Source organism: Rhodocista pekingensis (assembly GCF_042665545.1).
In the GTDB taxonomy this organism is placed as follows: domain Bacteria; phylum Pseudomonadota; class Alphaproteobacteria; order Azospirillales; family Azospirillaceae; genus Rhodocista; species Rhodocista pekingensis.
In genome coordinates, this window is the sequence record NZ_JBHTCM010000018.1 from 77795 (window position 1) to 89543 (window position 11749).

An 11749-nucleotide genomic window follows, 5' to 3' on the forward strand; every position below is an offset into this window, starting at 1 on the left:
CGGACATGGAAATTGCGCCGGCACTCCTGCGGGCGGGCGGCGACGGCGCCGTCCTGGCCGGGGCGCTGCTGCTCTACCTCGCCTCGCCCAACCGGCCGCGGCCGGCGGGACCCGCCGGGCGGCGCTGGCTGGGCCGGGCGGGGGCGGCGGGGCTGGTCGCCGGACAGGCGCTGCTGCTGGCCGCCCTGGGCCCGGCGGCGGCGGTCTTCACCGCCGTGACTCTGGCCATGCTGGTCTGGTCCGTCGCCCCGCTGCTGCTGGCCTGGTGGACCCGGCCGCGGGGGGAGGGCGCCCGATGACCGGCGGTCGGACAGGCGGACCCGCCCTTTCCGCCCGCGACTGGGCCGGCAAGGCCGCGGCCGGGCTGGTCCTGGGCTTCCTGCTGGCGCTCGGCGCCTCGGGCCTGCTGCGGACCCTGCTGAACGCCGGGGAGCCGTTCTTCTCCGCCAAGGGCCAGTTCTCCATGTGGATGATGGCGCCCGTCTGGGCGCTGGTCCTGTCCTTCTGTTTCCTCTTCCGGTCGGGCCTGCGCGCCTGGATGTGGCTGCTGCTGGCCAACATCCCGGTCTGGGGCCTGACCGCCTGGCTCGGGGGCCTGCGGCTGTGAAAGTGCGGACCGACATCCTGCGGATGTACAAGGAGATCCATGGCTGGGTCGGCATCGTCTCCGGCCTCGCCCTGTTCATCGGCTTCTATGCCGGTGCGCTGACCATGTTCGAGGGTCCGGTGCAGCAATGGGCCTCCGCCCCGGCGCGGCTGGCCCCGGCCCCGGCCCTGGAGCGCACGCCCGAGCTGGTGGAGAAGGTGCTGGCCGCCCATCCGGAGGCGGCGGCGGGCTACACGGTCAACCTGCACATCGACGCCACCCACCCGGCCCGCGTCACCTGGACCGTGGCCGAGGACGAGCACGCGGCCGAGCACGGCCACGGCACCGTCCATTACGCCAGCCTGACGCCCGACGGTGCGCTCCAGGTGGAGACGCGCGGCCCGTCCCCCGTGGCCCAGTTCTTCGACGAGCTGCACCGGCAGGTCGGGCTGCCGCTGGACCATGAGATCGCCATGCCGCTGATGGGGGCGGTGGCGCTGCTCTATGTCATCGCTCTGGTCTCCGGCGTGATCGTCCTGCTGCCGTCGCTGGTGAAGGACCTGTTCGCCCTGCGCGTGGGCCGCAACGTCAAGCGGATGTGGCTGGATGCGCACAATGTGCTGGGCCTGTTCAGCCTGCCCTTCCATCTGGTCATGGCCCTGACGGCGGTGGTCTTCGCCTTCCACGACCAGTTCTACACGGCGCAGGGGCTGGCCTTCGGCCGGAGCGGACCGCCGCCGCGGGCGGCCGTGGCCCCGGCCGGCGACGGGGCGGCGCTGCCCGTTCTCCTGTCCCCGGCGGACCTGGCCGGGCAGGTCAGGGCGGCGGTGCCGGGCTTCGAGCCCCTCCAGCTCGCCTTCGCCCCCCGGGCCGGGGGCGGGGCTCCGGGCGGCGGCGCTGCCGGGGCGGGCTGGGTGGTGCGGGCGACCGGGGGCGACCCGGCCTACGGCATCCGCACCCCGCTCTATGGCATGGTGACGGCCGACGCGGCCACCGGGCGGGTGGTGGCGGTGGACTACATGCCGGGCCGGCAGGACGGCTGGTCGGCGACCGTGACCAGCTTCTTCGCCCTGCACTACGGCAATTTCGGCGGCACGCCGGTGCGCTGGGCCTATTTCCTGCTGGGACTGGCCGGCGCCTTCCTCTTCTACACGGGCAACCTGCTCTGGGTGGAGACGCGCCGCCGGCGGGAGCGCCGGGCCGCGGCAGAGGCGGCAGCAGGGGCAGCAGCAGGGGCGGCGGCAGGGACCGCGGGCGTGCCGGAGCAGACCCGCTCGACCCGCATCCTGGGAGCGCTGACGGTGGGCGTGCCGCTGGGCTGCGTCGCCGGCACGGCGGTGACGCTGGCGGCCGCCCGCTGGCTGGGCGACGGCGCGACGGAGACGCTGCACAGCCTGATCTACCATGCCGTCTTCCTGGCCGGCACCGGCTGGGCGCTCTGGCGCGGCGCCGCCCGCGCCGGCTGGGAACTGGCGCTGGCCGCGGCGCTCTGCCTGCTCGCCGTTCCCGCTACCGGCCTGATGACGGTCGCTGGCTCGCCGGGGGCGCTGGCGCCGGCCCTGGTGGAGCTGACGGCCCTGGCGCTGGCCGCCCTGCTGGCCGCTGCCGCCCACGCGGCCCGGCGCCGCGCCAGCGCCGGCCCGCGCGACAGCGTCTGGGCCGCGGACGCCCGCCCGGCCCCTCTCCGCCCGTCCGGGGCCTGACGGCCCCTCTCTGTCCACCCGGGGCCTGACGGGGGCGGACCGCCCTCGACGCCCCCGGGCGGGCCGGTCCGTCCGGGGTACGCCGCACGGTTTCCGATCGCCAGTCGTTTCTGCCTCCTCCTGTGGTGCAGTATCAGGCGCCGGTGCCGCCGCGTCGTTGCACGGCAGCGTGCATTCATTGTACGCTTGCAGAAAATAACTACAGGGAGGCCCCCATGGAGGGCGCAGATCTCGAAGCCCGGTCACGGGCTTACTGGCGTGCCAACGTCCGCACCGTGCTTTTCTGTCTGGCCATCTGGTTCGTCGCGTCCTACGGCGCCGGCATCCTTCTCGTCGAGCCGCTGAACGCGATCCAGATCGGCGGTTTCCCGCTCGGCTTCTGGTTCGCCCAGCAGGGGTCGATCCTCGTCTTCCTGGTCCTGATCGCCTTCTACGCCTGGCGCATGAACAGGCTGGACCGCGAATACGACGTCCACGAACCCTGAGCCGACGCCGGGAGGCACGACCATGGACCTGAAGACCCTGACCTATCTCGTCGTCGGCGCCACCTTCGCGCTCTATATCGGCATCGCCATCTGGTCGCGCGCCGCGACCACGGGCGAATTCTACGTGGCCGGCAAGGGCGTGCATCCGATCGCCAACGGCATGGCCACGGGGGCCGACTGGATGTCGGCCGCCTCCTTCCTCTCCATGGCCGGGATGATCGCCTTCCTCGGCTATGGCGGCTCCGTCTACCTGATGGGCTGGACGGGCGGCTATGTGCTGCTGGCGATGCTGCTCGCCCCCTATCTGCGCAAGTACGGCAAGTTCACGGTGCCGGAATTCATCGGTGACCGCTACTACAGCAGTGCGGCCCGCGTCGTCGCCGTCATCTGCCTGATCTTCATCTCCTTCGTCTATGTGGCGGGACAGATGCGCGGTGTCGGCATCGTCTTCTCCCGCTTCATGGAGGTGAGCATCGAAACCGGCCTCGTGGTCGGCATGGGGATCGTCTTCATCTATGCCGTGCTGGGCGGGATGAAGGGCATCACCTACACGCAGGTGGCGCAGTACGTGGTGCTGATCACGGCCTATATCGTGCCGGCGGTGTTCATCTCCTTCCAGCTCACCGGCAACCCGATCCCGCCGCTGGGGCTCGGCAGCACCGTCACGGGCACCGACCAGTACCTGCTGGAACGGCTGAACCAGATCGTCACCGACCTGGGATTCGCGGCCTACACATCGGGGGGCAAGAGTACCATCGACATCTTCGCCATCACCGCGGCGCTGATGGTGGGGACGGCGGGGCTGCCGCATGTGATCGTGCGCTTCTTCACCGTGCCCAGCGTGCGCGACGCCCGCGCCTCCGCCGGCTGGGCGCTGCTGTTCATCGCGCTGCTCTATCTCTGCGCCCCGGCCGTGGGCGCCATGGCCCGCTACAACCTGACCTCCACCGTGCAGACCGGCCCGGTCGGGGCGGCGGAGTCCAACCTTGTCTATGCCGACCGGCCGGAGTGGATGCAGCGCTGGGAGCAGACCGGCCTGCTGAAGTTCCAGGACAAGAACGGCGACGGCCGCATCCAGTACTACAACGACGCCCGCATGGACCCGGCCCGGGCGCAGCAGCTCGGCTGGCAGGGCAACGAACTGACCGTGGACCGCGACATCCTGGTGCTGGCCAACCCCGAGATCGCGCGCCTGCCCAACTGGGTGATCGCGCTGGTGGCGGCCGGCGGCATCGCGGCGGCGCTGTCCACCGCGGCGGGGCTGCTGCTGGTGATCTCCTCGGCCATCTCGCACGACCTGATGAAGAGCACCTTCGCCCGCGGCATCACCGAACGGCAGGAACTGCTGGCCGGACGCATCGCCGCGGGGGTGGCGATCCTGATCGCGGGCTATCTCGGCTACAACCCGCCGGGTTTCGTGGGCGAGGTGGTGGCCTTCGCCTTCGGGCTGGCGGCCAGCTCGCTGTTCCCGGCCATCATGATGGGCATCTTCTCCGTCCGGGTGAACCGGGAGGGGGCGATCGCCGGCATGCTCACCGGCCTCTTCTTCACGCTGGGTTACATCATCTACTTCAAGGGCTTCTTCATCGAACCCCTGGCGAAGAACGTGGCCGAGAACTGGCTGTTCGGCATCTCGCCCGAAGGCATCGGCTTCGTCGGCATGATCCTGAACTTCGTGGTGGCGTTCGTGGTCAGCCGGGTCACGGCCGCCCCGCCGCAGGAGGTGCAGGAACTGGTGGCCTTCATCCGCTCCCCGCGCGGGGCGCAGGCCGCGATGGAGCATTGACGTCCGGGCCGCGGGGTGGCGGGCAGCCGCCGCCCCGTCCCGGTTCCGGGTGCCGCCATGATCCCCGACAGCGATAACGATACGCCTTCCGGAACCAGCGCCGGGGCTGCACCAGGCATCCCCGGCACAGGCCCCGAATCCGGCCGGCCGGCCGGGCAGGAGGCCGGGCAGGAGGCGGTGCGGGGTCTGCTGCTGTCCCGCCCGCCCTTCGACGGCCTGCCCGCGGCCGAGCTGGACGGGCTGGCGGCCGCCATCGCCGTGCGGCGGCTGCCGGCGGGGGCGGTGCTGGTGGAGCCCGGCGGCACGGTTACCGCCGTCAGCCTTGTCGCCGCCGGGGCGCTGGAGGTCCAGGCCCCGTCCGGCGAGCTGCTGTCCCGCCGGGGGGAGGGGGAGGCGGCCGGCGTCCAGGCGGTACTGGAGGGCGCCCCCGCCGGCAACCGCATCACGGCGCTGGAGGACACGCTCCTCTACGACATTCCGGCGGCGGAGTTCCGCCGCCTCCGGGCCACGCATCCCGCCGTCGCCCGCTTCTTCGCGCCGCCGGGCAGCGAGCGCCGGCGCGACACCCCCGCCGCCCCGCCGGCCGGCTGGGACGGCCCCGCCGGGCTGCTGGGCCGCCGGCTGGCCGACCTGATCCGGCGGGAGCCGGTGGTGGTCGCGCCCGAGGCCAGCATCGCCGAGGCCGCCCGCCGGATGCGGCAGGCGGACATCTCCTGCCTGCCGGTGGTGGCGGCGGACCGGCTGGTCGGGATCGTCACGGACCGCGACCTGCGCAACCGGGTGCTGGCGGCGGGGCTGGACCCGTCGCTGCCGGTCTCCGCCGTGATGACGCCGGAGCCGACGCGGGTGGAGGACACGGCCCTGCTGTTCGAGGCGCAGATCCTGCTGGCCCGCCACCGCATCCACCATCTGCCGGTGCTGCGCGGCGGGCGGCTGGTCGGCGTCGTCACCGGCACCGACCTGCTGCGGGCGCAGGGCCGCTCTTTCGCCTTCCTGGCGACCGACGTGGGCACCCGCGAGGACGCCGCCGGCATCGCCGACGCGCTGCGGCCGCTGCCGCAGCTCGTCCACGATCTGGTGCAGACGGGGGCCAGCGCCTATGGCATCGGCCATGCCGTCAGCGCGCTGACCGATGCCGCCACCCTGCGGCTGGTGGAGCTGGCGGAGCGCCGGCTGGGCCCGCCGCCCGTGCCCTATGCCTGGATGGCGCTGGGCTCGCAGGCGCGGCAGGAACAGACCGTGCGCTCCGACCAGGACAACGCCCTGGTGATCGACGACGCCTACGATCCCGCCGCCCATGGCGACTGGTTCGCGCGCTTCGCCGCCCTGGTCTGCGAGGGGCTGGCCGCCGCCGGCTACGAGCTGTGTCCCGGCGACATGATGGCCCGCAACCCGGCATGGCGGATGCCGCTGGCCGCCTGGAAGGAGACCTTCGGTCGCTGGATCGGCATGCCGGAGCCGGAGGCGCTGATGAAGGCCAGCGTCTTCTTCGACATGCGGGCCGTGGCCGGGCACGCGCCCCTGGTGGAGGAGCTGCAACGGACGGTCCTGGCCGTCGCCCGCGGCAACCGCCTGTTCCTGGGCCACATGACCGGGGCGGCGATGACGCACCGGCCGCCCCTGGGCTTCTTCCGCAACCTCGTGCTGATCCCGGGCGGGGAGCACCGCCACAGCCTGGACATGAAGCATGCCGGCCTCGTCCCCATCGTCGATCTGGCCCGGCTCTACGCCCTGGATGCCGGGCTGCCGCCGGTGAACAGCCGCGACCGGCTGGTGGCGGCGGGGGAGGCGGGGACGGTCAGCGCCAGCGGCGCGCACGACCTGATCGACGCGCTGGATTTCCTGGGGCTGGTGCGGCTGCGCCATCAGGCCCGCCTGCTGGCGGCCGGCCGGCCGCCGGACAACTATGTGCTGCCGGAGGAGCTGTCGCCCTTCGACCGCGGCCATCTCAAGGACGCCTTCGCCGTGGTGAAATCCATGCAGGCGGCGGCCCTCGCCGCCTACCGCGGCGGCCGGGGCTGAACGGATACCCGCATGCTGCTCGACCTTCTCGCCGCCGCCTCCGCCGCGCTCGCCGCCGCGGGTCTTCTCCTTCTCGGCTTCCGCCTCGCCGGGCGCCGGGCGCCGCGCTGGCTCGCCCCCGTCGCGGCGGCGCTGGGCGTCGTCGCCGTCACGGCGGCGCTGCGCTACCAGTGGGCGCCGCGGATGGAGGGGCTGCTGCCGCCGGACATGGTGGTGCTGGACCGGGTGCAGGGGCGGAGCCCGTTCGACCCGCTCTCCTATCTCTGGCCGGTGACCGATGCGCTGCTGCTGGCGGACACGGCCAGCCGGCGCCACCATCCCGGCCATCCGGGGCTGGTGCTGCTGGATCTGGTGCTGCTGCGCCGGGGGGAGGAGACGCTGCTGGCCCGGCATCTGGTGGATTGCGGTGCCGCCCGCGACGCCGTGGTGCCGCCCGGCTGGGACGGCGGCGACCCCGCCGCCCTGGCCTGGGCGACCACGACGATCCCCGGCCTCCAGGCCATCGCCTGCGCCGTCAGCACGGCCCCCGCCGCGGAACCGGCTGCCGCCGGGCCGGCCGCCGCGGGGCCGGCCCTGTAGTCAGGGGCGTCGGGTCCGCTCGGCAGGACGGCCCGCCCCGGGGGGCGGGGCGGGGGCCCTGCCGTGCCGCGGCGACGGTCAGTTCTCCGTGCGGAGGGTGCGCGCCGCGACCCAGCCGGTCTGGCCGCTGGCGGTCCGCACGCGGAACCAGCCGTTCTCGTGCTCGCCGGTCGCCTGGACCGCGGCACCCTGGGCGATCTGGCCGATCACCTCGGCGCTGGTCCCCGGACCGCCGCGCAGGTTCACGCCCTCGGTGGCGCGGTAGGTGGTCCCCGGCTGCGGGGTCGCCGCCGGCACCCCGCCCACGGACGACACCGCCGCCATCGGGGTGGCCTGCGGGGCCTTCAGCGCCGCCGCGACCTGCGGCATGGCGCGGAACTGCGGCACCAGCTTGTTCACGGCATCCATGATCGCCGCGATCATGGTCTTGCCCATCTCCGTGTTCTCGTAGCCGCCGAGACCGCCCGCGATCGGCAGGGAGCCGAAGCCGCCGGCGCCGAACGCCCAGCCGATGTCACGGGACTCCGCCGAGCCGGTGGCGACGGCCTCCTGCACGCCCGTCCGCACATCCGTGACGGTCAGCATGACGTTCGCCGTGCTCTCCTTCGTGCGCAGGCCGCCCAGCACCGCGCCGGCGATGCCCGGCACGAACGCGCCCAGCCCGGCGGCGGTCCCGCCGGCATTCTCGTTCTGCGAGAGGACGTGGACATCCACGATGAAATCGGCCGCCGCGAGCTGCCCGCCGCCGAGGTTGGACCCGGCCTGCAAGGAGCCGCCGGCCGCGAGCGCGCGTTCCTGCTGGATGCGCTCGAAGTCGTCGCCGCGGGCGACGACGCGGAAGCAGCCGGTCTGCTGCATGACCAGACGGACGGCGGGAATCGGGCTGGTGAGCCCCATCATGACCAGGATCGGGGACTTCGGCTGATTCTCCACCAGGGCGATGGTGCCCAGCGGGCGGTCGCAGCGTTCAAGCTGCGCGTTGGCGTTCTGCGTGCCGGCGGCCCCGGCCGACCCCGTCGCAACCGACGAGCCACCCCCCATGGTCGTGCCGGTGGAAACGCAGGCAGAGAGCATCGAGCCGGCAAGGGCCAGCGCGACAACACCTTTCACTTTCATCATGGTCCTCGCTGTCGTGGATGTCCGCCCCGTCCGGGCGAATTAATCCTTTTACGTACTTATTTTCGAGGTATATCCGCCAAAAAGCGATGGTCAAGCGCTGGGTACAAATGTATTCGTTTCAATCGCCACTATCTCGTATCCGGCATGGGTGTCCGGATAGTGCGGCTCGGCGACAAGAATTCTGAAAAACCAAGCCAAGTTATTTAAGAACGGGAAATCCAGAACGAACATCAACCGTCAGAAAAAGCGGTCGCGCCGGACAGGACCGGCCCGGCAAGGCCTGTGTCCCGGCTCTGTCCTGGCCGTGATCCGGCGCATCGGTATCTTCGGCGGCGACCGTCCATGGCGGCCCGGCCACCGGGTCCGCCTTCCGCTCTCCTTCCGGGGGCGGCTGCTTCCGGGGTCAGGCCCCGATCTCGATGGTGACGGTGGTGCCCAGGCCGGGGGCGGTTTCGATGGCGAGGTTGCCGGCGTGCAGGTCCACCAGGGACTTGGCGATGGGCAGGCCCAGCCCCGTGCCCTCCACCGCCGCGCGGGTCTGCGCCACCTGCCGGAACGGCTCCATGGCGGTCAGCACTTCCTCCGGCGTCATGCCGGGGCCGGTGTCGCGCACGGTGAAGACGGCCCCGCCGCCGGCCAGCGCCCGCGCCCGCACATCGACCCGGCCGCCGGGCGGGGTGAACTTCACGGCGTTGCCGATGATGTTCAGCAGGATCTGGCGCAGCCGCAGCGCGTCCGCCGTCAGCGGCAGGGGCGACTCCGCCTGCACCTCCAGCAGCACCTCGCCGCGCACCGCCCGCGGCAGCAGCATGCCGACGCACTCCGCCGCCAGGATGCCGGCGTCCAGCGGCTCCGGCGCCAGTTCCATCCGCCCGGCCTCGATGCGCGACAGGTCCAGCACGTCGTTGACCATGCGCAGCAGGTGCTCGCCCGAGGCGTGGATGCTCTGCACATAGTCCTGGATGCGCGGCGGCAGCGTCCCCGCCACGCCGGACATCATCAGGTCGGAGAAGCCGAGGATGGCGTTCAGCGGCGTCCGCAGCTCGTGGCTCATGTTCGCCAGGAAGCGCGACTTCGCCTCGTTGCTGGCGGCGAGCTGGTCGCTCAGCTCCTTCACATGGCGCAGGTGGCGCAGCATCATGTCGCTGATGGCATGGCGCAGCGAGGTGGCGATCTCGTCCGCCCAGGGCGGCCAGGGGGCGGCATGGCCGCGCCGTTCCTCCACCCAGCGGTCGAAGGAGATGCGCGGCATCGGCCGTTGCCCGGCCGCGCCCAGCGGCTTCGCCGGATCGCCGCCCCAGGTGATCAGCCGCGGCTCCTCCGGCCGGGTCCACATCACGAAGTCGCCGCCCGACAGGCGCAGCGCCAGCAGCCCGCTGGCCTGCTGCCGGTAGGCGGTGGCGTCGGGAAAGACCGAGGACAGGCTGCTGGTGCGGAACAGGCCGGCGCCGCCCCAGCGCGGCTCCAGCCAGGCCCGCAGCGCCGCCACCTCCGCCGGCGGCGGGCAGTCGCCCACCGTCAGCAGATGGCCGTCGATGGAGAGCGCGGCCCCGGTGGCGCCGAACAGGTCGGTCAGCCGCGTCGCCTGCTGCGTCAGCGCCGGCTCCACCGCGTCGGAGGAGGCCATCTGCACCATCAGCGCCGTCAGCACGGCGTGGTCCACCTGCCGGCCGCGCATCGCCTCCGCCCGCTCCACCGCGGCGATGCTGAGCGCCACCGCCTCCACCACCGTCATGGCGGCGGAGCGGCGGGGAATGCCGACATGGTGCGGCTGCCGGTGGTGCGCCGCCACCATGCCCCAGAGCCGCCCCTCCACCAGGATGGAGAAGGACATGGAGGCGGCCACCCCCATGTTGCGCAGATACTGGAGATGGACGGGGCTCAGGCTGCGGTGGCGGGAGAAGGACAGGTCCAGCGGCTCCGTCCCCTCCACCCGATGGACCGGCACCGGCACGTAGTCGCGGTCGGGGACATGGCGCGACAGCGACTGGCTGTACAGCTCGCGCGCCTGCCGCGGGATGTCCGAGGCGGGGAAGTGCAGCCCGGCGAAGGACTGCGGCCAGTCCTCCACCTTGTCCTCGGCGATCACCTCGCCGTGCCAGTCGGCGTCGAAACGGTAGACGATGGCGCGCTCGAACCCGGTCAGGGACCGCACCGAACGGGCGCAGGCCTGGGCCAGCCCGGCCAGGGAGGCCGCCTGCCGGATGGTGGCCACGTCCGCCTCCACCGTCGCCAGCAGGGTGGACACCGGCGCCGCGTCGGCAGGGGAGACGACCGGCTCCAGATCCAGCACCACGCAGCCGCCGCTGCGGTGGGCGCGGATGTCGATGCGCCGTCCCCGGCCGATCTCTCCGCGCCAGTACGGGTCGGCCCGGTCCGGCAGCCAGTCCGCCAGCGCCGCCACCGGGCCGGCGCCCAGCACCTCGGCCAGCGGCCGGCCGAGCGGCGGCCGGTCGGCGTCCAGCAGATCCTGGGCGTTGTCGCTGGCGGCGCAGACCGTCCAGTCCCGCGGATCGGCGGCCAGCACCGCCCCCCAGGGCTGGATGGCGCCGACGCGCCGGATGTCCTCCTGCTCGCAGACGGAGAAATCCACCACCTCGCCGCTGACCGGGGTCGACTGCACCGCCACCGGGGCCTGTCCGGGGGGACGCAGGTCCTCCAGCTTGCGCACGAAGATCCAGTAGCGGTCGGGCACGCCCGCATTCTGCATGCGGATCTGCACCCGCACCGGCGCCATCTGGAAATCGAAGACGAAGTCGAACCGGGCATCCAGCGTGCCGGAGGTCACCCCGTCCATGAAGCGGCCGCTGAAGGCCGGGATGTTCGTGCAGGGCGCCACCTCGGTGAAGAAGTTGCGCCCGATCACCCGCTCGGGGATGCGGCCGCTGAGCTGGCTTTCCGTCCTGTTGTAGCGGTGGATGGTGCCGCTGCCGTCCACCTGGATGGCACCGACCGGCAAAGAGTCGAACTCGGCCGCCCCCATCCCGTCGATGGTGCCGCGGATATGCTCGGTGAAGGGGCCGAAGTCGTCGGTGGTCCGGTCCGGCACGACGGGCTCGTCTCTGGGGTTTCCGCCGATAGTAGCGCCGGTACCCCCTGTCGAGAAGGAGGTAACTCCCCCGGAGCACCCTCCCGGTCGCGGAAATGCCACCGCCTGCCGCCCTTCCGCGCCCTTTCCGCCATCGCCGCCGCGGACCGGGCGACTATGCCGCGGGGCTCCGCCGAGTCGCGGGGGCCCGCCTCAGCCGGTGCCCGGTTCGGCCGGGCGGTCGGTGTCCTCCGCGCGCCGGCGCAGTTCCTCCACCGTGAGGCCGGCCGGGGTGGCGCCCTGCAAGCTGCCGTCGCCCGGCGTCCGCTCCGGCGCCTGCGTCTCTTCGCCCGGCCCGGGCCGGCCGTCCTGTCCGACAGGCCGGGGGGCCGGGTCGCGGTCGGGTCGTCTGTTCTGGGTCATGGGGGGCTCCTGGCCTGT

The 11749-nt window shown here is 72.8% G+C and carries 10 protein-coding genes; 7 read left to right on the forward strand and 3 right to left on the reverse strand.

The genetic code is table 11. The features are described from left to right. The first annotated feature begins 5 nt into the window (after positions 1-5). The 7 genes from ACFQPS_RS15805 (at position 6) to ACFQPS_RS15835 (ending at position 7161) form a co-directional block, all read left to right on the forward strand. Positions 6-299 (forward strand): hypothetical protein, encoded by a 294-nt coding sequence (locus ACFQPS_RS15805; RefSeq protein ID WP_377360181.1) that lies wholly within the window; start codon positions 6-8, stop codon positions 297-299. Beyond that, positions 296-607 (forward strand): hypothetical protein, encoded by a 312-nt coding sequence (locus tag ACFQPS_RS15810; RefSeq protein ID WP_377360182.1) that lies wholly within the window; start codon positions 296-298, stop codon positions 605-607. Before ACFQPS_RS15805 ends, ACFQPS_RS15810 begins: the two co-directional genes overlap by 4 nt. Before the next feature lie 2 nt (positions 608-609). After that, positions 610-2289 (forward strand): PepSY-associated TM helix domain-containing protein, encoded by a 1680-nt coding sequence (locus tag ACFQPS_RS15815; protein WP_377360183.1) that lies wholly within the window; start codon positions 610-612, stop codon positions 2287-2289. 215 nt (positions 2290-2504) lie between these two features. Beyond that, a complete protein-coding gene (locus tag ACFQPS_RS15820; RefSeq protein WP_377360184.1) occupies positions 2505-2774 on the forward strand; it encodes a DUF4212 domain-containing protein in 270 nt (89 codons plus the stop codon). A gap of 22 nt (positions 2775-2796) precedes the next feature. Further along, positions 2797-4560, forward strand: a complete 1764-nt coding sequence (locus tag ACFQPS_RS15825) for a sodium:solute symporter family protein (protein ID WP_377360185.1) — start codon at positions 2797-2799, stop codon at positions 4558-4560. Positions 4561-4737: 177 nt separating this feature from the next. Then, positions 4738-6582 carry a DUF294 nucleotidyltransferase-like domain-containing protein gene (locus ACFQPS_RS15830; RefSeq protein WP_377360186.1) on the forward strand — a complete coding sequence of 615 codons (1845 nt, stop codon included), beginning with the start codon at positions 4738-4740 and terminating at the stop codon, positions 6580-6582. A gap of 12 nt (positions 6583-6594) precedes the next feature. Next, complete coding sequence (locus ACFQPS_RS15835) at positions 6595-7161, forward strand: hypothetical protein (protein WP_377360187.1); 567 nt, start codon at positions 6595-6597, stop codon at positions 7159-7161. Between the two features lie 78 nt (positions 7162-7239). Here the strand turns inward: ACFQPS_RS15835 and ACFQPS_RS15840 are convergent, their stop codons facing one another. From ACFQPS_RS15840 to ACFQPS_RS15850, 3 genes are all read right to left on the reverse strand, one after another. Further along, complete coding sequence (locus ACFQPS_RS15840) at positions 7240-8280, reverse strand: SH3 domain-containing protein (RefSeq protein WP_377360188.1); 1041 nt, start codon at positions 8278-8280, stop codon at positions 7240-7242. 403 nt (positions 8281-8683) lie between these two features. Beyond that, positions 8684-11329 carry a photoactive yellow protein gene (pyp, locus tag ACFQPS_RS15845; protein ID WP_377360189.1) on the reverse strand — a complete coding sequence of 882 codons (2646 nt, stop codon included), beginning with the start codon at positions 11327-11329 and terminating at the stop codon, positions 8684-8686. A gap of 192 nt (positions 11330-11521) precedes the next feature. Beyond that, positions 11522-11731, reverse strand: coding sequence for a hypothetical protein (locus tag ACFQPS_RS15850; RefSeq protein ID WP_377360190.1), 210 nt, complete (start codon positions 11729-11731; stop codon positions 11522-11524). Between the last annotated feature and the right edge of the window lie 18 nt (positions 11732-11749).